The 26,268-nt window shown below is 59.4% G+C and carries 23 protein-coding genes and 1 tRNA gene; 11 read left to right on the forward strand and 13 right to left on the reverse strand.

All coding sequences use genetic code 11. The annotated features are described in order from the left end of the window. Positions 1-93: 93 nt before the first annotated feature. Positions 94-1,317 (forward strand): efflux RND transporter periplasmic adaptor subunit, encoded by a 1,224-nt coding sequence (locus ACZ25R_RS12200; protein WP_464660492.1) that lies wholly within the window; start codon positions 94-96, stop codon positions 1,315-1,317. Continuing rightward, positions 1,314-4,397: an efflux RND transporter permease subunit gene (locus ACZ25R_RS12205; protein ID WP_464660490.1), complete on the forward strand. Its 3,084-nt coding sequence runs from the start codon at positions 1,314-1,316 to the stop codon at positions 4,395-4,397. The genes ACZ25R_RS12200 and ACZ25R_RS12205 overlap by 4 nt, the downstream gene beginning before the upstream one ends. A 78-nt stretch (positions 4,398-4,475) precedes the next feature. On the opposite strand, the gene ACZ25R_RS12210 is transcribed toward ACZ25R_RS12205, so the two are convergent. From ACZ25R_RS12210 to ACZ25R_RS12220, 3 genes are all read right to left on the reverse strand, one after another. After that, positions 4,476-4,730: a GlsB/YeaQ/YmgE family stress response membrane protein gene (locus tag ACZ25R_RS12210; protein ID WP_105732726.1), complete on the reverse strand. Its 255-nt coding sequence runs from the start codon at positions 4,728-4,730 to the stop codon at positions 4,476-4,478. A gap of 347 nt (positions 4,731-5,077) precedes the next feature. Continuing rightward, positions 5,078-5,305: a hypothetical protein gene (locus tag ACZ25R_RS12215; RefSeq protein WP_403174638.1), complete on the reverse strand. Its 228-nt coding sequence runs from the start codon at positions 5,303-5,305 to the stop codon at positions 5,078-5,080. Positions 5,306-5,347: 42 nt separating this feature from the next. Then, entirely contained in the window at positions 5,348-5,641 is a 294-nt protein-coding gene (locus ACZ25R_RS12220; protein WP_346305115.1) for a hypothetical protein, read from the reverse strand. Positions 5,642-6,053: 412 nt separating this feature from the next. Between ACZ25R_RS12220 and ACZ25R_RS12225 the strand changes: the two genes are divergently transcribed. Further along, positions 6,054-6,770 carry a response regulator transcription factor gene (locus tag ACZ25R_RS12225; RefSeq protein ID WP_346305116.1) on the forward strand — a complete coding sequence of 239 codons (717 nt, stop codon included), beginning with the start codon at positions 6,054-6,056 and terminating at the stop codon, positions 6,768-6,770. Next, positions 6,767-8,179 (forward strand): ATP-binding protein, encoded by a 1,413-nt coding sequence (locus tag ACZ25R_RS12230; RefSeq protein ID WP_472461115.1) that lies wholly within the window; start codon positions 6,767-6,769, stop codon positions 8,177-8,179. The genes ACZ25R_RS12225 and ACZ25R_RS12230 overlap by 4 nt, the downstream gene beginning before the upstream one ends. A gap of 3 nt (positions 8,180-8,182) precedes the next feature. Here ACZ25R_RS12230 and ACZ25R_RS12235 read toward each other — a convergent pair whose 3' ends face one another. Further along, positions 8,183-8,722: a TetR/AcrR family transcriptional regulator gene (locus ACZ25R_RS12235; RefSeq protein ID WP_472461116.1), complete on the reverse strand. Its 540-nt coding sequence runs from the start codon at positions 8,720-8,722 to the stop codon at positions 8,183-8,185. Positions 8,723-8,841: 119 nt separating this feature from the next. Between ACZ25R_RS12235 and ACZ25R_RS12240 the strand changes: the two genes are divergently transcribed. After that, the gene (locus tag ACZ25R_RS12240) at positions 8,842-10,323 is read left to right on the forward strand and encodes an MFS transporter (RefSeq protein WP_472461117.1); all 1,482 of its coding nucleotides are present in this window, start codon (positions 8,842-8,844) and stop codon (positions 10,321-10,323) included. Between the two features lie 9 nt (positions 10,324-10,332). Here the strand turns inward: ACZ25R_RS12240 and ACZ25R_RS12245 are convergent, their stop codons facing one another. The 3 genes from ACZ25R_RS12245 to ACZ25R_RS12255 form a co-directional block, all read right to left on the reverse strand. Then, complete coding sequence (locus ACZ25R_RS12245) at positions 10,333-10,710, reverse strand: nuclear transport factor 2 family protein (protein WP_472461118.1); 378 nt, start codon at positions 10,708-10,710, stop codon at positions 10,333-10,335. An 80-nt stretch (positions 10,711-10,790) separates the two neighbouring features. Next, positions 10,791-11,579, reverse strand: a complete 789-nt coding sequence (locus ACZ25R_RS12250; protein ID WP_472461119.1) for an SDR family oxidoreductase — start codon at positions 11,577-11,579, stop codon at positions 10,791-10,793. Between the two features lie 26 nt (positions 11,580-11,605). Further along, entirely contained in the window at positions 11,606-12,070 is a 465-nt protein-coding gene (locus ACZ25R_RS12255; protein WP_472461120.1) for a RidA family protein, read from the reverse strand. A gap of 90 nt (positions 12,071-12,160) precedes the next feature. Here ACZ25R_RS12255 and ACZ25R_RS12260 point away from each other — a divergent pair, with 90 nt between their 5' ends. Further along, positions 12,161-13,012, forward strand: a complete 852-nt coding sequence (locus tag ACZ25R_RS12260) for a LysR family transcriptional regulator (RefSeq protein WP_472461121.1) — start codon at positions 12,161-12,163, stop codon at positions 13,010-13,012. Between the two features lie 35 nt (positions 13,013-13,047). On the opposite strand, the gene ACZ25R_RS12265 is transcribed toward ACZ25R_RS12260, so the two are convergent. The 4 genes from ACZ25R_RS12265 to ACZ25R_RS12280 form a co-directional block, all read right to left on the reverse strand. Next, the gene (locus ACZ25R_RS12265) at positions 13,048-13,539 is read right to left on the reverse strand and encodes a histidine kinase (protein WP_223613306.1); all 492 of its coding nucleotides are present in this window, start codon (positions 13,537-13,539) and stop codon (positions 13,048-13,050) included. 238 nt (positions 13,540-13,777) lie between these two features. Continuing rightward, complete coding sequence (locus ACZ25R_RS12270; protein ID WP_472461122.1) at positions 13,778-14,239, reverse strand: GNAT family N-acetyltransferase; 462 nt, start codon at positions 14,237-14,239, stop codon at positions 13,778-13,780. 180 nt (positions 14,240-14,419) lie between these two features. After that, the gene (locus ACZ25R_RS12275; RefSeq protein ID WP_223613308.1) at positions 14,420-14,890 is read right to left on the reverse strand and encodes a hypothetical protein; all 471 of its coding nucleotides are present in this window, start codon (positions 14,888-14,890) and stop codon (positions 14,420-14,422) included. A gap of 147 nt (positions 14,891-15,037) precedes the next feature. Further along, positions 15,038-15,113: transfer RNA gene (locus ACZ25R_RS12280), tRNA-Lys, on the reverse strand. A 291-nt stretch (positions 15,114-15,404) separates the two neighbouring features. Between ACZ25R_RS12280 and ACZ25R_RS12285 the strand changes: the two genes are divergently transcribed. The 3 genes from ACZ25R_RS12285 to glmS all read left to right on the forward strand — a co-directional run bounded on the left by ACZ25R_RS12285 (position 15,405) and on the right by glmS (position 19,539). After that, positions 15,405-16,151, forward strand: a complete 747-nt coding sequence (locus ACZ25R_RS12285; protein WP_105732738.1) for a cytochrome c biogenesis CcdA family protein — start codon at positions 15,405-15,407, stop codon at positions 16,149-16,151. A gap of 93 nt (positions 16,152-16,244) precedes the next feature. Beyond that, positions 16,245-17,609, forward strand: a complete 1,365-nt coding sequence (gene glmU, locus ACZ25R_RS12290) for a bifunctional UDP-N-acetylglucosamine diphosphorylase/glucosamine-1-phosphate N-acetyltransferase GlmU (protein WP_472461123.1) — start codon at positions 16,245-16,247, stop codon at positions 17,607-17,609. A 106-nt stretch (positions 17,610-17,715) separates the two neighbouring features. After that, entirely contained in the window at positions 17,716-19,539 is a 1,824-nt protein-coding gene (gene glmS, locus ACZ25R_RS12295; RefSeq protein ID WP_472461124.1) for a glutamine--fructose-6-phosphate transaminase (isomerizing), read from the forward strand. A gap of 1 nt (position 19,540) precedes the next feature. Here the strand turns inward: glmS and recG are convergent, their stop codons facing one another. Continuing rightward, positions 19,541-21,649, reverse strand: a complete 2,109-nt coding sequence (gene recG, locus ACZ25R_RS12300; RefSeq protein ID WP_472461125.1) for an ATP-dependent DNA helicase RecG — start codon at positions 21,647-21,649, stop codon at positions 19,541-19,543. Between the two features lie 130 nt (positions 21,650-21,779). Here recG and ACZ25R_RS12305 point away from each other — a divergent pair, with 130 nt between their 5' ends. Next, entirely contained in the window at positions 21,780-22,067 is a 288-nt protein-coding gene (locus tag ACZ25R_RS12305) for an FAD assembly factor SdhE (protein ID WP_472461126.1), read from the forward strand. 6 nt (positions 22,068-22,073) lie between these two features. Continuing rightward, complete coding sequence (mfd, locus tag ACZ25R_RS12310) at positions 22,074-25,571, forward strand: transcription-repair coupling factor (RefSeq protein WP_288191558.1); 3,498 nt, start codon at positions 22,074-22,076, stop codon at positions 25,569-25,571. 26 nt (positions 25,572-25,597) lie between these two features. Here mfd and ACZ25R_RS12315 read toward each other — a convergent pair whose 3' ends face one another. Further along, the gene (locus tag ACZ25R_RS12315) at positions 25,598-26,263 is read right to left on the reverse strand and encodes a DsbA family oxidoreductase (protein ID WP_105733124.1); all 666 of its coding nucleotides are present in this window, start codon (positions 26,261-26,263) and stop codon (positions 25,598-25,600) included. Positions 26,264-26,268 lie beyond the last annotated feature (5 nt).

A 26,268-nucleotide genomic window follows, 5' to 3' on the forward strand; every position in this document is an offset into this window, starting at 1 on the left:
GCGCGTGGCAATCAAGTCCACATCACGTTATTCTCATTTGACAGGCTAGCAACAAACTTTGCTGGCCATTGTTTTGTTGCGGAGCGGTTCCTGATGATTAAGCGCTACATTCTACCCGTGATCATTCTCATTTTGGTCGTGGTGCTTGCCGGAGGGCTGGTCTGGTTCAACTTTTTCCGCGACGGAATGATCAAGCAGTTCTTCGCGACCATGCAGCAGCCGGCGCAATCCGTCTCGACCTATACGGTCGAGCCCGCCGTCTGGACGCCGAATATCGAAGCCATCGGTACGGTCAGCGCCATTCAGGGCGTCGAGCTGGCCGTGGAAGTTGCGGGTATCGTCAAGGACATCCCGTTCACAGCCAACGATATCGTCGAGAAGGGCGCACCGCTGCTGCAGCTGGATGACGCCATCGAAAAGGCCGATATCGTCGCCGCCAAGGCGCAGGATGTGCTGAACGACCAGACATTGGCGCGTGCCCGCACCCTGAATACACGCGGTGTCGGCGCGGAATCCAATGTGGATACGGCCCAGGCCGCATCGCTGGCCAAGAAGGCTGAAATTGCCAAACTGGAAGCTGTCATGGAGCAGAAGCTGCTCAAGGCACCGTTCAAGGGCACAGTCGGTATTCCGCGCATCGAGCTCGGCCAGTATCTGTCGCCGGGCACGGTCGTCGTTTCGCTGCAGGATCTGTCCACAATGCGTGTGGATTTCACCGTCAACGAACAGAATCTCAATCTGATCAAGATGGGCCAGCTGATCAAGCTGAGCCTTTCGGATGCCGATCAGCCGTATGAAGGCCAGATCACGGCGATCGAACCGCGTATTGATCCGTCGACGCGTCTGGTGTCGGTGCGGGCGAAAGTCGATAATCCCGAAGGCAAGTTGCGGCCCGGCCAGTTCGCGCAGGTTCGTGTCGAGCTTCCCAAGGAAGAAGGCGTATTCACCTTGCCGCAGACGGCGCTCGTCTCCAGCCTTTACGGCGACTATATCTATGTCGTTCGCCCGGCACCCGATGCAGCCAAGCCGGCAGATGCGGCAAAGCCCGCAGCGGATGCGGCAAAGCCTGCCGATGCGGCGAAGCCTGCTGCCGCTGGCGCGACTGCAGAGAAGAAAGAGCCCAAGCTTGTCGTTGCACAGGTTTTCGTCAAGCCCGGCCGCCGCTCCGGCCTTCTGGTTGAAATCACCAAGGGTCTGAAACAGGGCGATATCGTTGTGACAGCCGGTCAGAACCGCCTCAATGCCGGTTCGGTGGTCACAATCGCCAATGACGTGAACCCAGCAAATACAACCGATTCAGGACTGCCCAAGAAATGAATTTTTCAGAAGTTTTCATTCGCCGCCCCGTTCTATCGACGGTTGTCGCTTTGATGATCATTCTGCTTGGCGCGCAGGGTTTGACGAATCTTTCGATTCGCCAATACCCGAAGGTCGAGGAAACGGCCATCACCGTGACAACGGCCTATGCTGGGGCAAGTGCCGATCTTATTCAGGGATTCATCTCTGCGCCCATCGCCAATGCGGTGACCACCACGGAAAACATCGACTACGTGACGTCATCGTCGTCACCGTCGTCGAGCACCGTCACCGTTCACATGAAGCTTGGCTCCAATCCTGATGCGGCTTTGACCGAGGTCATTTCCAAGGTCAACCAGGTGCGCGGCAATCTGCCCAAGGAGGCGGACGACCCTGTCATCACCAAGGGCACGGGGCAGAATTTTGCGACGATGTACCTCGCCGTGCAGAACCCGAACATGACGAGCGAGCAGATCACCGAATATCTGCAGCGCGTCATCCAGCCGCGCATGTCGACCATTCAGGGCGTTGCCAACGCGCAGATCCTGGGCGGTCAGGTTTTCTCGATGCGCGTCTGGATCGACCCGGTCAAGATGGCGGCGCATACGACGACGGCTTCGGAAGTATTGGCTGCCATCAATCAGTCCAACTTCCTGTCGGCGCCGGGCAAGGTGCAGAACCTGTACACGGCTTCGCCGATCACGTTGAAGACCACATTGCAGACGCCAGAGGCATTCGGTGCCCTGCCGATCAAATCCGACGCCAAGAGCATCGTGCGGTTGCGCGATATCGCGCGGATCGAGCTTGGCGCGGTGAGCACGGATACGCGCGTGACCTTCAACGGCTCGAGCGGTACGTTTATCGGTATTTTCCCGACACCTTCGGCGAACCCGCTGGATATGACGGCGGCCGTGCGCAAGGAATTGCCGGCGATCCAGGCAACTCTGCCCGAGGGCATGACCATGATCATGCTTTACGATTCGACGGAACAGATCAGTTCGTCGGTCGATGAAGTGTACAAGACCATCGGTGAAGCCGTGCTCATCGTTGTTCTGGTGATCCTTCTCTTCCTTGGTTCGTTCCGCTCCGTCATCATTCCGGTCGTCACGATTCCGATTTCGCTGGTCGGCGTGTGCTTCTTCCTGTTCCTGCTGGGCTATTCGATCAACCTTCTCTCCCTGCTGGCGATGGTTCTGGCCATCGGTCTCGTGGTGGACGACGCGATCGTTGTTCTGGAAAACATCCATCGCCACATCGAAGAGGGGCTGAAGCCGCTCGATGCCTCGCTCAAGGGCATGAAGGAAATCACCGGGCCGATCGTCGCGATGACGATCACGCTCGCTGCCGTGTTCGCACCGCTCGGTTTTACCGCCGGTCTTACCGGGGCGCTGTTCCGCGAGTTCGCCTTTACGCTCGCCGGTGCGGTTATCATTTCCGGTGTCGCGGCTTTGACGGTTTCGCCGATGATGTGCGCGCTGCTGCTGAAACCCGGCAATCACAGCCGTTTCCAGCGCATCGTGGACAGAAGCTTCGGCTGGCTTGAAGGTGTCTATGAACGGCGCGTTGCCGGGTCGTTGGCCTTCCGGCCGGTGACATTGCTGATCGTTATCATTCTGGTGGCTTTGACAGGATTTCTGTTTACCAAAACGGCATCCGAACTGGCACCGGAAGAAGATGGCGGCTTCCTGGTCTCGCTGGTCAATGCTCCACAATATGCAACGACCGACTATACGCTGCTCTATGCCAATCAGATCGATGCGCTGACGAAGGATCTGCCGGAGCTCAAGGCCCGCTTCAACATTGCCGGCCTTGGCACGACGAATTCCGCCTTCGCCATCTGGGTCTTCAAGGATTGGTCACAGCGCACCAAGTCGCAGAAGCAGCTTCAGCAGGAACTGCAGAAGATGATTGCTCCGGTAGCGGGTGCGCAGGCCTATATCTTTGCCCTGCCGACCCTTCCGGGCAGCGGCGGCGGCTTGCCGATCTCCGTGGTTCTTCAATCGACCGGTCCGTCGGACAAGGTGTTTGAAATCGCCGAAGAGGTAAAGCGGCAGGCTCAGGCGTCCGGCAAGTTCATTGTCGTGCAGAATTCCCTGTCCTTCAATGCACCGCAGACGACGGTAACGATCGATCGTGACCGTGCGGCGGCTCTTGGCGTGCCGGTGAGTGACATCGGCCAGACGCTTGGATTGCTGGTCGGCGGCGGCAAGATCGCCAAGTTCGACCGCGATTCCAACAGCTATGACATCATTCCGCAGGTGCCGCAGGATTTCAGATCGAATCCTGAAAACCTCGGTCAGTATTTTGTCAAAAGCGCCTCGGGTGACATGGTGCCTTTGTCGGCCGTGGTCAAAATCGTGCAGAACGCGGCTCCGGCAGCCATCGAGCAGTTCAACCAGTTGAATTCTGCGACGATCAGTGCCTTGCCGATGCCGGGCGTCTCCACAGGTGAAGGCCTGCAGACGGTCATCAATACGGCACGTCCCTTGATGCCGGATGGGTTCTTCCTCGATTACATCGGCCAGTCGCGTCTGGAAATCACCCAGGGCAACACGATCCTCATTGCCTTCATTCTGGCGGTTGTCGTGATTTACCTGGTGCTTGCGGCGCAGTTCGAAAGCTTCCGCGATCCGTTCATCATCATGATGTCGGTGCCCTTGTCGATCTTCGGTGCGATTGTTCCGCTGAACATGGGGCTGGGAACGCTGAACATCTACACGCAGGTGGGACTGATCACACTGGTCGGGCTGATTACCAAGCACGGTATTCTCATGGTGGAATTTGCCAACCAGCAGCGGGAACTGCATGGGATATCGCGGCATGATGCGATCATTCTGGCTGCCAAGACCCGTCTTCGCCCGATCCTGATGACGACGGCCGCCATGGCACTCGGCGTTATCCCGCTGATCACGGCGACCGGTGCGGGTGCGGCAGCCCGTTATTCCATCGGCCTGGTGATTTTCTCCGGCATTCTGGTCGGCACGATCTTCACGCTCTTCGTGGTGCCGATGTTCTACACCTTCATTTCGCACAGGGATCACACGGCTGAGCCAGCCGCGGCGCCTGTGCCGAACGGGGATGCGCAATTCGGCCGTACCTGACCGGTTGAACGCTGCACAACAAAAAGCCTCCGAACCTTGCCGGTTCGGAGGCTTTGTCGTTTTCAATAGCTGGTATCGTCAGGCTCGCTTAACCGCGCGAAGAATGATGAGGAGGATGACGGCGCCGATTGTCGCCGAAATAACGGCGCCCAGAATTCCGGCACCCAGCGATATGCCCAGACGCGGCAGGAGATATCCCGCTATGAATGCGCCGATAACGCCGATGATCAGATCGCCGATGAGGCCAAAGCCGCCCCCACTGACAAGCTGACTCGCCAGCCACCCAGCGATCAGTCCCACTAACAGGAAAATAAGAAGTGATTCTCCACCCATAGTCGTCTCTCCACATGCCGGTTGCGTTACGATGGTCCTGCAGACCGTGGATGCCGCTCTTCATGGGCGATCCGGGATCGGCCGTAGAATCATCACAAGGATTTTACGATGGGAAATCTGTTTTGGATAATAAAACTTGTATGGATGGCGATCAAACACCGCAATATATAGTGCATTGAAGCAATCTGACGGGCACCCAAGGCACTATCACCCGGAAATCATTGCGCTTCTTGCGGTCTCAGCAAAATTTGGGAAGAAGCGGAGGAACGCACGAAAAAGCTATGCCGGCTATGGTTTCCCACGACCGGCATAGTTGCAGGCAATTCAAGAATTGCGGGCCAGGAAGATTACATTTTCTTGGCAGGGGCCTTCTTGGCAGCGGCCTTCTTGTGGGTCTTGTGCTTGTGGGTCTTCTTAACAGCATGCTTCTTTGCAGTGTGCTTGGTAGCAGCTGGTGCTGCTGCGGCTGCCGGTGCGGCAGCAGTGGCTGCGTTGGCGCTGGAAGCTGTCAGAACCGGAGCCGAAACAGCGAGAGCAACAGCAAGGCCGAGAGCTGTGTAGAGGGACTTTTTCATAGGTCAGTTTCCTTTTGATGTGGGCTCATGGGACACAGTCGATCAGTCATCAATCGGCTGCACACCGAGCAGTTTCAACGCTTGTGCGAACGTTCTGATGCCTTGTGCCTGCTTGTTGCTTGCACAAAACCTTGTTGCCCTGCGTTGAAGTGCTCTCGCCTTGGCTGCCCGTTTTGCCTCGGCGTGTTCGGTGATGGCTTGTTGCGTTTGCAGCTGAAGTTTGCCGCAAAGCTCGGAACGGGTCAGCGTTTCATCGGCCATCGACAGGTCGACTGGCGCAGCGGCATACAGCGCGCCGGTCAGAATGAGTGTCGATATGGTCAGGACGTTGCGCATAAAACCCTTTGGCGTTCGAGTGTTGTCCTGTTCAGTGGTTTCGAACAGGTCCGGTGTGCCTGTTATCGGGCATGACTATTGCGCGCGTTTTTCCGCTCTGTAGTGTTTTGTTTCTGGATTGTTTCTGAAAGCGGGAAGCGGCGGCAAATCGCCGGGAAGTGATCAGGGGCGGCTGGTCAATGCGGATTTCGGCCTTTATCTTGTTGCCGGATAATCGAAGCTAGTGGTCCGATTCTGACATTTGCATCCTGTTGATACAGGCCGTTCAGGCAAATGTCAGAATCAGAGGACCACTAGAAAGTCTATGATTCTAGTGGAACTTTGAATTTGACATTCGCATGTTCCGCGTGATGTCAAATGGGATGCGAATGTCAAATTCGTTCCACTAGGCCTGACACGTTGAAAGATTCGCATGAAATCTGAGCCGCATATCCTGATTGTCGACGATGACGATGCCATTCGCGATCTGCTGCACGAGTTTTTGAAAAAGCGCGGCATGCGTGTCTCCGTCGCCAGGGACAGTGAAGAGATGCAGGCCATCTTTTCGCGCACGCCCGTCGACCTGCTCATTCTTGATGTGATGCTGCCGGGCAAGAGCGGCATGGAGATTTGCCGGGATATCCGCATGCACTCACGCGTGCCGATCATCATGCTGACGGCCATCACGGAAACCACGGACCGCGTCGTCGGGCTGGAGATGGGGGCGGATGACTATGTGTCGAAACCGTTCGATCCGCGCGAGCTGCTGGCACGGGTGAGGGCGGTTCTGCGCCGTCTGGACGGCCCGGGCCCGGACCGGCGGATCGAGCCGCAGGTTTACAAATTTGCCGGATGGACGATGGATTGTTCGCGCCGCCGGCTGGTGTCGCCCGACAATGTGCGGGTGGAACTGACCAGCGGCGAATTCAATCTGCTGGAAACGCTGGTCAAGAGCGCGCAGCGCATGCTCAGCCGCGATCAGTTGATGGAGCTTGCGGGGAGCAATGTCGCTTACGGATATGATCGCAGCATCGATATTCTGATCAGCCGCCTGCGCCGCAAGATGGAAGACGATCCGCGGTCGCCGAAACTGATCCTGACTATTCGCGGCGGCGGTTATCAGTTCGTGCCGGAAGTCGTGGCGGAATGAAGCGGTTTCTGCCCCAGTCCCTGCCAAGCTGGATCCTGCTGATCCTGATTGCCGGACTGATCACCACGCAGATCGCCACGCTGTCCATCGTCTCGCGTGACCGCAGTGAAGGCAACAACATCCTTGAGCTGTTTCGCCTGAGCGAGCGGGCGTACACGCTGGTCAAGCTGCTCTACGCCGCGCCACCGCCGGAGCGCACCCGGCTTGCCGGCGCCATGTCGAATGCGTCCAGCCCGCTCTACATGTCGGATGATCCGGCCGTGACATCGGCGATTGCATCCGATGACAATCTGGCCGAGCTAGAAGACGTGCTTGTCGCGCGGTTTTCAGCCTTTGGCGTGACGGATGCAAGGGTTCGCCGCGAATCGCCCAACGCCGCACCGGAAACCGATACGGATTCCAGCACGCCGGGTGCGGATGTCGGCGTTGTCGAAAAGCAGCTGTCGGCGCTCGCGCAGGATTTCAGCAAGAGCGGCGGCCTGATCGCCTCCATCGAATTCAGCGATGGCCAATGGCTGAACTTCGTGACGCCGGTTTCGCCCATCGATCCGATCCTCACCGTGCAGACGCTGCCGTTGTTCGGCGCTGTCGCGGCCATTGTCATCATCTTGTCGATCTGGGCGATGCGCAGGCTGACGGCGCCGTATCGCGCATTGGAAAGCGCGGTCAAGCGCATCGGCGAGGATGTCAAAATTCCGCCTTTGCCGGAATTCGGCAGCACCGAGTACAAATCGGCGGCGCGGGCCGTCAATGCCATGCAGGCGCAACTGCGCGAATATGTGGCTGACCGTGAACAATTGGCAGCGGCACTCGCCCATGATTTGCGCACGCCGTTGACCCGCATTCGCCTGCGGCTTGAATTGCTGCGCAAATCCCAGCTGCGCCAGTCGCTGATGCAGGATCTCAACGATATCGAGGCGATTTCCCGTTCGGTCATCGACTTCGCCACCTATGAAGTGGTCGATGAAGAACAGGAAAAGATCGATTTCTGGTCTCTGGTCGACTCAATCGTCGATAATTATCCGCAAGTGACGTTTGAAAAGAAAGGCATCGGCTCGCGCAAGCTCATCTGCACCGGGCGGCCGATCGCCTTGCGCCGCTGTGTCACCAATCTGATCGACAATGCGGTGGCCTACGGCGAACGCGCCGATGTCAGTCTGAAGCTGGCCGGTAATGAGATTGTCCTGGTTATCAAGGATCACGGTCCCGGTATTCCGCAGGCCAAGCTGGACGAGGTGTTCCAGCCATTCCGCCGGGTGGAGGGGTCGCGCAACCGGCAAACGGGCGGGTTTGGTCTTGGCCTGACCATCGCCCGCAATATTGCCCGGCGCAGCGGCGGCGACATCAAGCTTGAAAACGATCCGGAGGGCGGATTGCGGGCGGAGCTGACAATCCCTCTGGCATCCTGACGCCTATTCTTCGGCCAGCACAAAGGACTGGATATCGTCAAAGACGGCGTTCCAGTCCCGGTCACCGATTTCCATGAAGCCGAAGAAGCGCAGCATGAAAATGCCTTCCGTGGCGATGAAGGCGATGCGCGCGCGGCGGCCCGCTTCGGTTGACAGGTCGAAATCCGCCATTCTGGTTTTGTACCAGGCGCGGGTGCTTGCAAGATGCTCCGGTGTCTGGATCAGGGATGACATCAGGCTTGCCGCCTTGGCGTTGGAGCTTTCGTCGCCTTTGCGCGTGGCTTCCAGATGGGCGCGGATCGGCGAAACCGGGGTTCCCTGGGTGAGTTGCACGACTTCCGCATCATAGGCTTCACCCCAGCGTTCCAGCATCGCATCGATAAGGGCGCCCTTGGTGCCGAAGCAATATTGCACGCCGCCCTTGGTGATCCCTGCCGCTTTCGCCACCGCATCGATGGTGAGCGCCGCAGCGCCGACCTTGCTCACCACGGCTTCCGCCGCATCGAGAACCTTGCCCCGATCAATCGTGCGTTTCCGGCCCAAAACAGTCTTCCTCTTCCATTTCAATACGAACGTATTTATATATACCGCGATGCAGCGATACCCAATCAATGCATGACCGCAAATATAACGGGAGCGGCAAAAGCTCCAATGGTGAAAAAATGCTACCCCAAAACCGCTGGCTGGTCCTTGCGATCGTCTCCAGCGCGCTGTTCCTCGTCGTCATCGACATGACAGTTCTCTACACGGCTCTGCCGCGTCTGACCCATGATCTTCATGCTTCGGCCTCGGCCAAGCTGTGGATCGTCAACGCCTATCCGCTGGTTGTCGCCGGCCTTCTGCCCGGTGCCGGCGCGCTCGGTGACCGGATCGGCAACAAGAAATTGTTCGCGGGCGGTCTCGTCGTGTTCGGCCTTGCCTCGCTGGCAGCCGCATTCTCCCCGACAAGCGGGGTGCTCATCGCTTCGCGCGCCTTGCTGGCCGTGGGTGCAGCCATGATGATGCCGGCCACGCTTTCCATCGTCCGGCAGACGTTTGCCGACGAGCGGGAGCGCGCCTTTGCCATTGGCATCTGGGCGGCGATTGCATCGGGCGGCGCCGCCGTCGGCCCCGTGCTGGGCGGTGTCCTGCTCGAATATTTCTGGTGGGGCTCGGTTTTCCTGATCAACGTCCCTATCGTCGTCGTGGCGCTGGTTTTCACGCTGTGGATCATTCCCAACCGCGCGGGCGATACGACGCGCCCCTGGGATCTCGTGGCGTCCGCGCAGATCATGGTCGGGCTTGTCGGCGTGACCTATGCGATCAAGGAATTCGGCAAGCAAACACCGGTTTACGCGGCGGCACTGGTTGCTGCGATGATCGGCATCGTCTTCCCGTGGCTGTTTGTCCGGCGGCAGGGACGCTCGGCGCAACCGATGATCGATTTCAGATTGTTCCGGAACCGGAGATTCTCGTCGGGTGTCGCGACCGCCTTCATCGCCTCGCTCACGCTGGTGGGCATGGAACTGGTGCTGAGCCAGCGATTTCAGCTGGTCATGGGCCTGTCGCCGCTCGAAGCAGGGCTTTTGATCCTGCCTGTGCCGCTCGCTGCCTTCGCGGCGGGTCCACTGGCGGGCCTGGCGCTGCCGCGCCTTGGCTCGGAACCTATCATGTGGGCCAGTCTTGCAGCGGCGGGGCTCGGCGTTGCCAGCCTGCTCTATGTCCATGACGCGAGGCCGCTTGTGCAGATCGTCAGCCTTGCCGTTCTCGGTTTTGGCTTCGGTGCGGCCATGACGGCGGCGTCAAGCGCCATCATGCTCAACACACCGGAAGAAAGCGCCGGTACGGTGGCCTCGATTGAAGAAGTGTCCTACGAACTCGGCGGTGCCATGGGTGTCGCCTTGCTCGGCAGTCTCATGTCGACGATCTACAGCATCAGTTTGACGCTGCCTGACAGCATGAATGCGCCGGTGATGGTCTATGACAGCCTCGATGAGGCGTTGATCTATGCGAAGGGGCTCGCACCGGACGTCGCATCCGCCTTGGTCGGCTTTGCCCGGGATGCCTTCGAAAGCGCGTTCACCTCGGTCATTGTTGTGGCTTCCGCCACGCTGATCCTTACGGCAACGGCAATCAAGCTGGCAACACGGGCAGGCAGAAGCTGATTTGCAGCGTTATGGCTGGACCACGGCCCACGCCGACGCGGTGTCATAGAAGAAACGTTCTTCGATGATGCGGTCACCCTGCCAGCGCTGCAGCGCGAGTTCTTCGAGACGCCGGGTCACGCCATCCCTGGATGTCGCGTCGAATATCCACTGAATGACGACGGTGTCGCCGTCGATGAGGACGGCGCGGGCCGGGTGCGTATACATCCGGTCCAGCCGGTCGAGCGCGTTCTGTTCGTGGTTTTCAAGCAGCTCGCGGCCGCGGCGCGGTTCCTTGCCGGGCTCCTGCATGGAGGCATTTTCATGATAGAAATCGGTGATTGCTTTCACATGATCACCGCTGACGACAGTTGCAACAAAAGCATCGACGCGGCTGCGTTCCGGCATGGGGCTGTTCCTTCGATTGGATGATTTTTGCGGTGGCCGGTCCATGATACAGGTCCGGCGCGGCATAAACAAAGCTTCATTCAGATGATCGCGTGCGACAAGCCGCCATCCACCGGTATTGCCGCGCCGGTGACGTAGGAAGCCTTTTCGCTGGCGAGAAAGGCAGCCACGGCGCCGAACTCATCCGCCGTTCCGTAGCGGCCGACAGGCACATCCGCCTGGCTCTCTGCGGCAATGACGGCGACGTCAACACCCCGTGCTTCGGCATCCATGCGATCCAGCATGTCGGTGCGTGCCGTGGCGAGGCGTCCCGCGAGCAGCAGATTGACCGTTATCCCATCGGCAGCGACTTCGCCGGCAAGGCTCTTTGCCCAGCCGGCAACGGCGGCGCGCAACGCGTTGGATGCGGTCAGGCCGGCAATCGGCTCCCGGACACTCGTGGACGACACCACCAGGATGCGGCCCCAATGCCGTTCGCGCATCCCCGGCAGGAAATGCGCGGCGATACGCACGCCGGATAGGAACATGGCTTCGAACTGGGTGCGCCATTGGACAATATTCAGCGAGGCAGCCGGAAACGGCGGCGGCCCGCCGCCATTCAGCAGCAGGATGTCGATGCCGCCCATCGCCTCATCAACACGGTCAAGCATGGCGGCCAAAGCCACCGGATCGGCAAGATCGGCATTGAGGGCGAAGGAGCGGGGCGAATGCACGCGCAGCGCACTGGCCGTGGCGTTCAATGCCGCATCGTCCCGTCCGGCGATGGCGACAATCGCGCCGTTTTCGGCCAGGGCGCTGGCGACACCGCGGCCAAGCCCCTTATTGCCGCCGAGCACAAGCGCCCGTTTTCCTTCCAGTCCGAGATTCATGGTAGAGTTCTCACTTTTTCAATGGGTTAGCGGACATGGATGATGGCATCCACTTCGACCGGGACATTCAGGGGCAGGCCCGCCATGCCGATCGCCGCACGGGCATGTCTGCCCCTGTCACCCAGCACTTTGAGCAACAGTTCGGATGCGCCATTGCCAACCGTTGAATAATCGCTGAACCCGGCGACGGCGTTCACGTAAACCGTGATCTTGGCTACCTGGACAACCCGGCTCAGATCGCCGTCCAATTCCCTGCTCAGCCAGAACAGGATGTTGGCAGCGCACATCGCAGCCGCCTGTTTCGCCTCTTCGAGGCTGATCGTTTCGCCGACTTTGCCTGTGTAGGCGATGTCTTCTCCCGCCTCGGGTATCTGGCCGGAGATATAGACGACATTGTCGACGCGGATAGCCGGTGCGAACGGAAAGTCGGCTGGTGCGATATCCGGCCAGGTCAGGCCGGTCTGTTCAAAACGGTCACGGAAACTCGTCAAGGCAATCTCCTTCTGCTGGGGAGCATTCCTTGCCATGCCTGGTAGAGATAATGTATCTTGATATTGCTTATATCGATATAAGGTTTCTTGATGGACATGAATCTTGATCCGCACCTGTTGCGAGCGCTGCTCGTGGTTGCCGAAACGGGTACCGTCAGCGGTGCAGCGGAGAAACTGGCGCGCACGCAGGCGGCAGTCAGCATGCAGCTCAAACGGCTGGAGGCGGATCTCGGCACGCAGCTTCTCAAGCGTTCGTCACGCGGTGTGTCACTGACCGATTCAGGCGAAATTCTCGTCGCTTACGCCCGCAAGCTCATTGCGCTTGGCGAAGATGCACGTCAGCAGATCGAGGGACGCCAGCTGGTCGGGCGGGTGAGGCTCGGGCTGATTGAAGACCTTGTCGTTACACGGTTGCCCATTCTGCTGGCGGAATTTCGCAAGCGATTTCCACAGGTGGAACTTGATCTCGTCACGGCGCACAGCGGCGAGCTCAGCCAAAGTCTCCAGTCGGGCAAGCTGGATATTGTTGTTGCCGATCCATCGCGCTTTTCGTTTGCGCCGTTTTTTCACTGGTCGCGGCAACTGGTCTGGAGCGGCAGCCGTTTGATCGATGTCGGTGAGGGCGATCCCATCCCCCTCATCGTCTTCGAAGGTTCCTGCACATGGCAGGACAAGACAACAGTGGCGTTTGCCAGCGCCGGGGTCGCATGGTCCGTGGCGTGCCGGGTCTCGAGCTATGGTGCTCTGATCGGCGCCTTGCGTGCCGGACTTGGCTACAGTCTCATGCTGCCGGAAAGCATACCAGCTGATTGCGAAACGATTGACAGCGGCCGCAATCTGCCAGAGGCGCCAAGTGCTGATTTCGGACTGTTTGTCGGCAAGGACCCGTCCAAGATCGTGCGGGAACTCGGCGTGTTTCTGCGGGAAAAGCTCGTGTCCTGACTCCCGCAGTCAGGACACTCCCGTCTTGGGATATGTTATTTCGCGGCCGGCTTGAGCGAACCGATGATTGCCAGCAGTTCGGGCGCGTGTTTTTCCTGTGTGCCCTTGGAACCCCAATAGGTGATGACAAGGAGCTTGTCCGGTGTGGGCGCGGCAAATGACAATCCGATGTTCACGGCGCCTTCCTTGTCCGTGCCGCTCCAGTCCAGATTGGTCATGTCCATTCCGTTGATCTGGTCCGTTGAGGTCTTCTTGGTGGAGTCATCGATCTTCACGCCGTTTTCCGTCAGAAAATCGATGGCGTCACTGATCACCTTGTCGGATGTTTTGGCATCGGCCACATCGACGGAGAGATAGATGGCCGAATCATCGGATGTGGCGTCGATCCCACCCTCGGTTTCCTTGGGTCCCCAGCTATTCGGAATGGTGATCGACGCGACCGGCGCCTCGCTCGGAAAGGTGAGGGTCGCGGCGGGCGCCGCAGCAGGCGCCAGTGCGATCATGGTTGCCAGCAAAATTTTCTTCATATGAATTCCCCTTGGGTTGTAACGCAGAGCATCACGAATTGCGGACTATTCCCAATTCGCGTTTTTTCTTTCAGGTTTTCTGGATATATCAGAAGTACATCTAAGAATTATTGCACATATATGAACAATAACAATAGTAATTCATGGTAATTTTCACCAAGAACAAAATTTTTTATTTCTGAGTATGTTGAATATCACCCCAGCGGTTGAAGATTGACCTTTAGCAGGAACGGCGCCTTCAAAACATCTTTCGATAAACTACAAAGCCGGAATGGTCCGCCACTTTGTTGTAGAGTTCCATGGCGGTGTGATTGGTCTCGTGGGTGAGCCAATAAACGCGAGGGGACCCCGCAAGCTGCGCCCGTTCGTAAACGCCGTTGATCAGGGCTCTGCCGACGCCCTTTCCCCGTGCCGCCTCGGTGGTGAACAGGTCTTGCAGATAGCAGTTTGGCGCAATCGAAATGGTGCTGCGGTGAAAGATGTAATGCGTCAGCCCCAGGAGCTGTCCGCCGCTCTCCGCAACAAGGGCATTGACCGGCTCATAGGCATCGAAGAATCGTTCCCAGGTTGTGCGGGTGATGTCCGCCGCCAGCGCTGTCGGGCCCGACCGTCCGTAAAACGCATTGTAACCATCCCAAAGCGGCAGCCACTGGTCATAATCCTGACGGGTGACGGGGCGAACGAGAAGATCGTTGGTCATGTGTTCATCCTGCATTCTCGGGGAAAGTGTGGGGGCGGTCGGCCGAAAGGAAGCTAAAACACGAAACGGCCCGGGGACAATGGGTATTTCAGATATTTTTGGTGTTGCCGGCGCGCGGGGCAGGCACGCGCGCCGGCGATGGTTTTATTGATCTTGTGCCGGAACAGCCGGCTCTCGCCCTCATATATTCTGACGCCGCTTGATCGTCATCAGGCGTTCGTAGAGTTTCAGACGTTTTGGCCGCCTCCTGCGGATCGACAGGAGGGAGCCGGACAGGAGAGCCGGCTGCAGGCAGACGGAATTGAGATGGATGAGCTTTTCACCGCGAATCGTCCAGGTGTGGAGAAAGGGCACCGTCGCATCGCCTTCATGCATCTTGAGATGAACGAGTGCGTGCACCTCGTCATCCTGGCAATTCAGGGTTTCATAGACGACGGATGTCGGTTCGAGGTAGAGCGAATACTGGCGTACGCACGTGCTCAGATAGTGTTCCGGGCCGGTGTAAACGCCGCCCCATGGTACGCTGTCACCTATGCGGGCCACGAAATCACTGTCAAGCAATGGGGCCATTGATTGCGGCCCGTCGCTGCGTGTTTTTTCGTAGACGAGCCGGATCAGGGCTCTGTTCTTGTCCTTGATGTTTCCGTTCATTTTTTGTTTTGGTCCCCACGGCACCGCTTATTGACGGTTCCGGCCCAATCTTACTGCTGTCTGATCGACGGGTATAGGCCCACGCCTGTCCCTGTCGGGCACTTGGGCGGCCGATTGGCAATTGGCAGATGTGAATGGTTGAGCTGATGGTGAGCGCGCGGGGGTTCGAACCCCGGACCTACTGATTAAAAGTCAGTTGCTCTACCGGCTGAGCTACGCGCTCCCAGGCAGGGAAGGCGCTTGCGCTACCCCTTGGGAATTGCGGCGGAACATAGGGATGACATCGGCATTGGTCAACAGCTATTGTGCACTGTTTTTGCAAGATTAAGCCCTGTTTTTGCCCTGTCCACGGTTTTTCCGGGCATCGGAGGCATTTTGCGCGGGGTTGGCGCTGCCGCTGGCGATAATCACAGCGCATCCGTGTGTCGAACTGGCGAAAAGGTGATTGGAATTTGTGGGGGATTCGGCCTATGGCAGCTTCCATCAGAATTGAAATGCCAAACGAGGAGCGCATATGGCGCTTGATGTATCCTATCTGACCGCTGCCGGTGCCGGTGCGCTGTCGTTCTTGTCTCCCTGCGTGTTGCCGCTTGTACCGCCTTATCTCTGCTACATGGCCGGCGTGACCGTGGAGGATTTCCGTTCCGATCAGCCCGCTGCCCGTGTTTCACCGGTGCGGCAGGCGCTGTTGCTTTCATCCTTCTGTTTCGTTCTCGGTTTTTCGACTGTTTTCGTGCTGCTGGGGGCGGGCGCCTCGACGATCGGCGGGCTGCTGCGCATGTGGCAACAGGAGATAGCGATTGCTGCCGGTGTCGTCATCATCCTGATGGGGCTGAATTTCCTCGGCGTGTTCCGCCTTGCCTTCCTGTCGCGTGAAGCGCGGTTCCAGACCAAGGGCAAGCCGGCAAACCCGCTGGCTGCCTATGTCATGGGACTGGCCTTCGCCTTCGGCTGGACGCCCTGCATCGGGCCGGTTCTCGGGCCGATCCTCGCCCTTGCGGGAGGCCGCGATACGGTTTCCGACGGGGCACTGCTGCTCGCCATCTATTCGCTGGGCCTCGGCATTCCCTTTATCATCGCCGCCCTGTTTTCCGGCTACTTCATGCGGTTCCTCACGCGCTTCCGCATGCATCTCGGCAAGGTGGAAAAGGTGATGGGCGGGCTGCTGGTCATTACCGGCGTGTTGTTCCTGACCGGCGGATTGCAGACATTCTCTTTCTGGCTGCTTGAAACATTTCCCATCCTTGGCCAACTCGGCTAAAGAAGCGGAACTTGTTCATGCATTGGCAACCGGGATTATGCCACGATCGGGCGTAAAACTGTGTCGAGCCAAAACGGATCCGGAATTCTGACAATGACATCACGTACCTGCCTCTCGGTCATTCTTGCCGCCGGTGAGGGCACGCGCATGAAATCAGCGCTGCCGAAAGTGCTTCATCCGATTGCCGGGCTGCCCATCGTGGCGCATGTGGCAAAGGCGGTTCACAGCGCCGGGGGCAGCGATATCGCTCTGGTTGTCGGCCGCGGCGCCGATGCGGTGCGTGACGCGGTGCAATCGGTGGTTTCCCATGTCACGGTGCACGAACAGACTGAACGGCTCGGCACCGCCCACGCGGTTCTCGCTGCCCGCGATGCAATCGCGCGCGGCTATGACGATATCCTTGTGGTGTTCGGTGATACGCCCCTCATTGAAACTGCAGCCTTGGACCGGGCGCGCGCCAAATTGGCCCGGGGTGCCGACGTCGTTGTCATGGGCTTCCGGCCGGACAACCCGGCGGGTTATGGCCGGCTGGTCGAGAAGGGCGGCAAGCTGATCGCCATCCGCGAAGACAAGGATGCCAGCGAAGACGAGAAAAAAATCGGTTTCTGCAATGGCGGCCTGATGGCCATGCGCGGCGACAGTGCCCTGCAGCTCCTGGACAAGGTCACCAATACCAACGCCAAGGGCGAATATTATCTGACGGACGTGGTTGAAATCGGCAATGCACTGGGAAAATCCGTCGTTGCCATCGATATTGCCGTCGACAATGTCATCGGCATCAACACCCGCGTCGAGCTGGCGGAAGCCGAAGCCATCTGGCAGAACCGCAAGCGGCGGGCAATGATGCTCGCTGGCGTCAGCATGCAGGCGCCGGAGACCGTGTTTTTTGCGCATGACACGTTGATTGAAGCCGATGCGGTGCTGGAACCGCATATTGTCTTCGGTCTGGGGGTGTCGGTGGCGACCGGCGCCGTCATTCACGCCTTTTCCCATCTGGAACGGGCGAAGGTGGGGCCGGGCGCCAATGTCGGCCCGTTCGCCCGGCTGCGCCCGGGCGCCGATCTTGCTGCCAATGCCAAGGTCGGAAATTTCGTTGAGGTCAAGAACACCAGGATCGGCGTCGGTGCAAAGGTCAGCCATTTGACCTATCTCGGCGATGCCACGGTCGGTGCCGATGCCAATATTGGTGCCGGAACGATCACCTGCAATTACGACGGCTATAACAAGGCTTTGACGGAGATCGGGGTCGGTGCTTTTATCGGCTCCAACACGTCGCTGGTCGCGCCGGTGTCGGTTGGCGACAATGCCTATGTCGCTTCGGGCAGCGTGATTACGCAGAATGTCCCGGCGGATGCGCTGGCGTTTGGCCGGGCGCATCAGGTCAACAAGGAAGGCCGGGCGGTTCAGCTGCGCGCAGGCTATGCCGCGCAGAAAAAGGCCAAGAAGGCCGCGGAATAACGCATTGGCAGTTCATGCCAGACATTGAAACGGAATTTGACTTCCTGCCGGGACATATTCCCTTTAGGCAGGTTGAAATCGAGACCCTGAGCCATCGGAGCTTTTTATGTGCGGTATTGTAGGAATTATCGGACGCGAGCAGGTTGCGCCTTTGCTGGTGGACGCGCTGAAACGCTTGGAATATCGCGGTTATGATTCCGCCGGTGTTGCAACGCTGGACGAAGGTGTCCTCGACCGGCGGCGCGCCGAAGGCAAGCTCGTCAATCTCGATACGCTGCTGAAGGACCAGCCGCTTTCCGGAACCATCGGCATCGGCCACACCCGCTGGGCTACGCATGGCGCCCCGACGGTGCGCAATGCGCACCCGCATACCACGCCGCGTCTTGCGGTCATTCACAACGGCATTATCGAGAATTTTGCCGAACTGCGCAGTATGCTGGAAAAAGACGGCTACGTGTTCGAGACCGAAACCGATACGGAAACTGTGGCGCATCTGGTGACGCGTGCGCTGGATCGTGGCCTTGCTCCGGTGGAAGCCGTTCGCCAGACCTTGCCGCAACTGCGCGGTGCCTTTGCCATTGCCATCATGTTCAAGGGCGAAGACGACCTGCTGATCGCGGCGCGCAACGGTCCGCCGCTTGCGGTCGGTTATGGCGACGGCGAGATGTATCTGGGCTCGGATGCCATTGCGCTTGCCCCGTTCACCGACCGCCTGTCCTATCTGGAGGACGGCGATTGGGCCGTGCTGACGCGCAAGGGCGTGGTGATCTATGACGAGGCCGGTGCAACCGTGCAGCGCCGTATCGAAAAATCAGCCGGTACGGCGTTCCTCGTCAGCAAAGGCAATCACCGGCACTTCATGGAAAAGGAAATCCATGAACAGCCCGAAGTGATTTCCCACACGCTGGCCAATTATCTCGATTTTTCCAAGGGCATTATCCGCAGCGATGCTGCACCCGTCGATTTTGCCAGGGTCGACCGGATTGCAGCCTCCGCCTGCGGAACGGCCTATTATGCCGGACTGATCGGCAAATACTGGTTCGAGCAGATCGCGCGGCTTCCCGTCGATATCGATGTGGCTTCGGAATTCCGCTATCGTGAAATGCCCCTGTCCAAGGACAGTCTTGCGCTGTTTGTCTCCCAGTCCGGCGAAACCGCCGATACGCTGGCGTCGCTGCGCTACTGCAAGCAGCAGGGATTGACCATCAGCTCTGTGGTCAATGTGCGGGAATCGACCATGGCGCGCGAGTCCGACACCATCTTCCCGACCTTGGCCGGTCCGGAAGTCGGCGTTGCCTCCACCAAGGCATTCACCTGCCAGTTGTCGGTGCTTGCGTCGCTTGCGGTTATTGCCGGCAAGATGCGCGGAACCATTTCGGAAGACGACGAGCGCCGTCTGGTGCATGAACTGTCAGAAATTCCGCGCTATGCGACACAGGCCCTGAAGCTCGAGCAGCAGATGGAGGCGATCAGCCGCGATCTCTCGCAGGTGAAGCATGCGCTTTATCTCGGCCGTGGCACGAGTTTCCCGCTGGCGCTGGAAGGCGCGCTGAAGCTGAAGGAAATTTCCTATATTCATGCGGAGGGGTATGCGGCGGGCGAGTTGAAGCATGGCCCGATCGCGCTGATCGATGAATCCATGCCGGTCATCGTCATTGCCCCCTATGATCACTGGTTTGAAAAGACCGTATCGAACATGCAGGAAGTGGCGGCGCGCGGCGGCAAGATCATCCTGATCACCGATGAGCGCGGCGCGGCGGCAAGCACGCTGAAAACCATGCATACGGTCATTCTGCCGGATATGCCCGAAATCATCACGCCGATCATTTACGCGCTGCCGATCCAGATGCTGGCCTACTACACGGCGGTGTTCATGGGAACCGACGTGGATCAGCCGCGCAATCTGGCGAAATCGGTCACGGTGGAATAGTTCATCCGGCGCGAAGCAGCCGGACGGCTTCATCGCGCTCGAAGAGATAGAGCAGGACGCGCAAGGCTTCGCCACGCGCGCTCTGCAGCTCCGGATCGCGCCCGAGAATATACCGCGCATCTTTTCTGGCGATTTCGAGAAGCTCCTGATGTGCCTCGATGCTGGCGAGGCGAAAGCCCGGCGTGCCGGATTGGCGGGTGCCCAGCAATTCGCCTTCGCCGCGCAGCTTCAGGTCCTCCTCGGCAATGCGGAAGCCGTCTTCCGTCTCGCGCATGATTTCCAGGCGCGCCCGGGCCACTTCGCCGAGCGGACCCTTATAGAGCAGCAGGCAGGTCGATGGCTTGTCACCGCGCCCGACACGTCCGCGCAACTGATGCAGCTGGGCAAGACCGAACCGCTCGGCATGCTCGATCACGATGATCGTTGCATCAGGCACGTCCACACCGACTTCGATGACCGTGGTTGCAATCAGCAGGCGTGTCTCGCCATTCTTGAAGGCCAGCATGGCGGCGTCTTTTTCCGGCCCGGTCATGCGGCCATGGACAAGGCCGATCTGATTGCCCAGCAAGGGCTGCAGCGACTGGAAACGCTCTTCGGCCGAAACCAGGTCGACCAGCTCCGATTCCTCGACCAACGGACAGATCCAGTAGATTTTCTGGCCGTCGGCGATGGCGCGGCGCATGCGGTCCACTAGTTCGCTCAAGCGCTCCATCGGCAGGATGGCGGTGGTGATCGGCCGGCGTCCGGCGGGTTTTTCCGTCAGTTTCGAGACATCCATATCGCCGAAAGCGGTCAGAACCAGCGTGCGTGGAATGGGCGTCGCTGTCATGACCAGCATGTCCGGCGCGGATCCCTTGGACTGAAGCAGCAGCCGTTGATGCACGCCGAACCGATGTTGTTCGTCAATGATTACAAAGACAAGGTCGTGGTAGTTCACCTTTTCCTGGAAGAGCGCATGCGTCCCGATGACGATGTGGATGCCGCCGGAACGCAGGCCGTCAAGAATGTCTTCGCGCTCGCGCCCTTTTTCCCGGCCGGTCAGCAGGGCTGTCCGCAGGCCCGCCTTGGCCGCAAGCGGCGCAATGGTGGCATAGTGCTGCCGGGCGAGAACTTCCGTGGGCACCATCAGCGCGGATTGTCCGCCGGATTCGGCCGCATGCGCCATGGCCAGCAGGCCGACGATGGTTTTGCCGGACCCCACGTCACCCTGCAGCAGTCTGAGCATCCGTTCCGGCTGGCGCAGGTCAGCGATGATTTCCTTGATCGCCTGCTGCTGGCTGCCCGTCAGATCATAGGGCAAAGCAGCGATGACCCTGGCTTTCAGGCTGCCGTCGCCCTCCAGTTTGCGGCCGGACAGCCGGCGGGTTTTCAGGCGCACGAGCGCGAGAGCCAGCTGACCGGCGAGAAACTCGTCATAGGCAAGCCGCTGGCGCGCGGGATGATCCAGTGCGATATCGGAGGGATCCTGCGGGCGATGAATCGTTTCAAGCGCCTGCCGATGTGCGGGAAAGTCATGTTTTGCCAGCACGGGCGCTTCGATCCACTCGGGCATTTCCGGTGTGCGCGCCAGCGCTTCATGTATGCCGCGTGCCAGGACCTTGGGCGACAGGCCGGCCGTCAGCGGATAAACCGGTTCGACCAGCGGCAGCGACGCTGCATCGGCGATGCTGGCGATGTGGTCGGGGTGAACCATGGTCGGACGGCCGTTGAACCATTCCATGCGGCCTGAAACGATGACGGTTTCACCCACGGGCAGAGCGTTTTCGAGCCATGCTTTTTTGGCATGGAAGAAGACAAGCCCTATTTCTCCCGTGTCATCATGAGCAAAGACCCGGTGCGGCACATTGCTCCGCCCGCTTGGTGCCGGCTGATGGCGGTCGACACGCAGTTCCAGCGTGACGATGGCGCCTTCCGGTGCATGGGCGATACCGGGACGATTGCGCCGGTCGATGACGCTGTTCGGCGGCAGGTAGACCAGATTGCCGACGCGTGGTTCGGTTCCGGGTGGCTGCGTTCCCAGCAGCGTGGCAAGCAGATCAGTCACTTTCGGCCCGATGCCGGGCAGCGAGCGAACGGAAGCAAAAAGGGGATCGAGCAGTGAAGGACGCATTCCCTAGGTTTAACGTCTTCAAAGCGTGTTGCAAGGCTGACAGCGGCGTCAATGCGCGCTATACCCAGCCGCAATCCTTTGGCTTCCCGCCCATCGAAGCCTTTTCACGATATTTCAAGGGAGACTGTCCATGACCGGAAGCAGTCGTTCAACAGTTGATCTGCCGCCAAGACAGCGCAAAATCCTCTTCCGTTCCTGGCATCGCGGCATGCGCGAGATGGATCTGATTCTCGGGCAGTTTGCCGATGCGCACATCGAAAGCCTGACGGAGGCGGAACTCGATCAGTATGAAGCGCTGATGGAAGCGCTCGACCGCGACCTGCTGAAATGGGTCACCGGGGAAGCTGACGTGCCCGAAGAATTTGATACGCCGATCTTTCACAGGATTCTGGCTTCCCGCAACGCAATGAAATTCTGATTCGACATGAATGCCTTTTCCAAACTCGGACTGAAACCGGATATCAACGGACACGTCGTCATTGATGGTGTGGTCGACGGATATGAAGCATTTGCGCTTGCCAAGGTGGTCGCCGAGGCGGGAGCGGGCGGTCCCGTGCTGTTCATCGCCAGCGATGGTCAGCGCGTCGCCGACATCGAACAGGTGCTGGGCTTCGTTCAGCCCGATCTGCCGGTGCTGCAACTGCCCGCCTGGGACTGCCTGCCCTATGACCGCGTGTCGCCCGGATCGGACACGGCGGCGCGGCGCCTGGCGGCGCTGGCCGGCCTTGCGGCGTTGCGCGACCAGAAACACCCCGGCGTCATCCTGGCGACTGCCAATGCGGTGCTGCAAAAGCTGCCGCCGCGCAAAGTCCTGGCCGAACAGCTCTTTCTCGCGAAGCCCGGCAACAGAATTGACATGAACGCGCTTGTTCAACGTCTTGAAAACAATGGATTTGAGCGCGTTTCAACCGTGCGGGATGTGGGCGAGTATGCCGTGCGCGGCGGTATTCTCGATCTGTTCGTGCCCGGCGCCGAGGAGCCGCTGCGGCTGGATTTCTTCGGGGATACGCTGGAATCCATCCGCACATTCGACGCTGCATCGCAGCGCACATCCAGCCAGAAAACCGAATTCTCGATGCAGCCGATGAGCGAAATCACGCTCTCGCCGGAGACGATCAGCCGGTTCCGCTCGCACTATGTGCAGAAATTCGGGGCGCCGTCGCGCGATGACGCGCTGTATCAGGCGATATCGGAAGGCCGCCGCTTTGCCGGCATGGAGCACTGGCTGCCGCTGTTCTACGAGCGCATGGAAACCGTCTTCGACCATGCGGGCCGCATGCCTGTCATCTTCGATCATCTGGCGCATGAGGCGATGGCTGAACGCCACAAGATGGTGGTCGATCACTATGAGGCGCGCAAGAAGCAGTCGGATGGCACGGAACCGGGCGAGGCAGTGCCCTACAAGCCCGTCGAGCCTGGTTCGCTCTACCTGACACCAGCGGAGGTGGAAGCCGCGGCTGTGGCCTCGGGCATGCGGGTCGACTTCTCGCCGTTCGATGCGCCGTTCGCGACCGGCCGCTCCGTCATTCACGCCGGCGCCCATCGCGGGCGCACCTTTGTCGAGGAACGCACGGCCAAGGACGCCAATGTGTTTGACAGCGTGGTCAAGCATATCGCCGATGAGCGGGCAGCCGGCAAAAAAGTGCTGCTGGCCGCATGGAGCGAAGGTTCGCGTGACAGGCTCATCCAGGTTCTGAACGAGCATGGGCTGGAAAAGATCGAACTGGTCGAAGACCTGCGCACGGTCAAGGCGCTGGCGCGCGACAAGATCACGGCCGGTATTCTGTCGCTTGAAACCGGTTTCGACGCGGGCGATCTCGTTGTTGTCGCCGAACAGGATATTCTGGGCGACCGGCTCATCCGCCGGTCCAAGCGCCGCAAGCGTGATCAGGATTTCATCAGCGAAGTGGCGGCGCTGAATGCGGGCGATATTGTCGTGCACGTCGACCATGGCATCGGCCGGTTTGTCGGCTTGCGGACCATCACGGCGGCTGGTGCGCCGCATGATTGCCTCGAAATCCACTATGCGGGCGACGACCGTCTGTTCCTGCCGGTTGAAAACATCGAACTCCTGTCCCGGTTCGGCTCGGAGAGCTCGACGGCAGTTCTCGACAAGCTGGGCGGCGGGGCCTGGCAGGCGCGCAAGGCCAAGCTGAAGAAACGCCTGCTGGAGATTGCCGGTCACCTCATCCGCATTGCCGCCGAGCGGCAGATGCGCGGTGCCCCCGTGCTTACGCCGCCCGATGGTCTCTACGGCGAGTTTGCGGCGCGTTTCCCCTATGAGGAGACGGAAGATCAGGACCGGGCCATTGAAGCCGTCATTGATGATCTCTCGCTTGGCAAGCCGATGGACCGGCTGATCTGCGGCGATGTCGGCTTCGGCAAGACGGAAGTGGCTCTGCGTGCCGCCTTCGTGGCGGCGCTCAACGGGGTTCAGGTGGCCGTGGTCGTGCCAACCACGCTGTTGTCGCGCCAGCACTACAAAACCTTTTCGACGCGCTTTCAGGGACTGCCGGTCAATGTGGCGCAGGCGTCACGGCTGGTGGGCGCCAAGGAACTGGCCGAGAACAAGAAGGGTATTGCCGAAGGACAGGTCGATATTGTCGTCGGCACTCACGCACTGCTCGGGCAGGGCATCAAGTTCAAGAATCTCGGTCTTCTGATCATCGATGAAGAGCAGCATTTCGGCGTCAAGCACAAGGAACGGCTGAAGGATCTCAAATCAGACGTCCACGTGCTGACCCTGTCGGCCACGCCGATCCCGCGCACATTGCAGCTGGCGCTGACCGGCGTTCGCGAATTGTCGCTCATCACCACACCACCGGTCGACCGCATGGCCGTGCGCACGTTCGTCTCGCCATTCGATCCGCTGGTTATCCGCGAAACATTGCTGCGCGAACGTTATCGCGGCGGTCAGAGCTTCTATGTCTGCCCGCGCATTTCGGATCTCAGCGAGATCAAGGATTTTCTGGATTCACAGGTGCCGGAGCTGAAAGTTGCCGTCGCGCACGGGCAGATGCCGCCCGGTGAGCTCGATGACATCATGAACGCCTTCTATGACGGGCAGTATGATGTGCTGTTGTCGACGACCATCGTTGAATCCGGTCTTGATATCCCGACGGCCAATACGCTGATCATCCACCGTGCCGACATGTTCGGTCTTGCCCAGCTCTACCAGCTGCGCGGCCGTGTCGGCCGGTCGAAGCAGCGCGCCTTTGCGCTGTTCACGCTGCCGGCCAACAAGATGCTGACGCAGATGGCCGACCGGCGGCTGAAAGTGCTGCAATCGCTCGATACGCTCGGCGCCGGTTTCCAGCTGGCGAGCCATGACATGGATATTCGCGGTGCGGGCAATCTGCTCGGCGAAGAACAGTCCGGCCATATCAAGGAAGTCGGCTTCGAGCTCTATCAGCAGATGCTGGAAGAGGCGGTTGCAGAGATCAAGGGCACGGGCGAGGTCGAGGATGGTCACTGGTCGCCGCAGATCGCGGTCGGTACGGCGGTGATGATTCCGGAAACCTATGTGCCGGACCTGCAATTGCGGCTGGGGCTGTATCGCCGTCTGGCCGATCTGGAGGAACTGCAGGATATCGACGGCTTTGGCGCCGAGCTTATCGACCGGTTCGGACCTTTGCCTGATGAAGTGCAGCATCTGCTCAAGATCGTCTACATCAAGGCGCTGTGCCGCCGTGCCAATGTCGACAAGCTCGATGCAGGGCCGAAGGGCATCGTCATCCAGTTCCGCAACAAGACCTTCAGCAATCCGGCGGCATTGGTGAAGATGATCGGCGAGCAGGGCTCGATGGCGAAAATCCGCCCGGACCAGAGCATCGTGTTCGTGCGCGATTGGCCAACCGCAGAAAAGCGCCTGAATGGCGCAGCCGTCGTGATGACCCAACTGGCGAAACTGGCCGCCGCATAGCGGCCAGCCTCCACCGGCGCTTCATATCAGGTCGGGCGGGGTTCGAAACCGTCGGCTGTCTGGCGGATGGCATCGGCCAGCGCATCGGCGGACTGTGCGCCCATAACAGCGTATTTCTGATCCAGGATGAAGCAGGGCACACCGCGCACGCCGATCTGGTTGGCGGTGTCGATTTCCTGGCGCACGCCGACGCTGTCCGCATCGGTCGGCAGCAGGCTGGCGACGATGGCGCTGTCCATGCCACCTTCTTCAGCCGCTTCGATCAGCACCTGATGGTCGCCGATGTTCTTTCCCTGTTCAAAATAATAGGAAAAGAGAATGCCGACGATCTTGTCCTGGATATCGGGACCGGCCTGCGAGGCCCAGCGGATCAGGCGGTGCGCGTCCAGTGTATTGGGGGCAATCTCGATGGCCTCGAAGTCGAACTCGATGCCTTCTTCCTTGCCGAGCTCGATCAATTGCTGATGCACTTCAAAAATCCGGTCCGAGCTGCCGAATTTCTCCGTCATGTAGCGGTTGCGGTCCTTGCCCTGTTTCGGCAGCGTCGGGTCCAGCTGAAACGGACGCCAATTAACCGTCACGTCCAGATCGGGATTGAGGGCGAGGGCGCTCTCCAGCCGCTTGCGGCCGACAAAGCACCAGGGGCAGACAACATCCGACACAACGTCGATGGTAAATTTCTTTTCGGTCATGATAT

It is taken from the genome of Phyllobacterium sp. RCAM01083 (assembly GCF_055685835.1).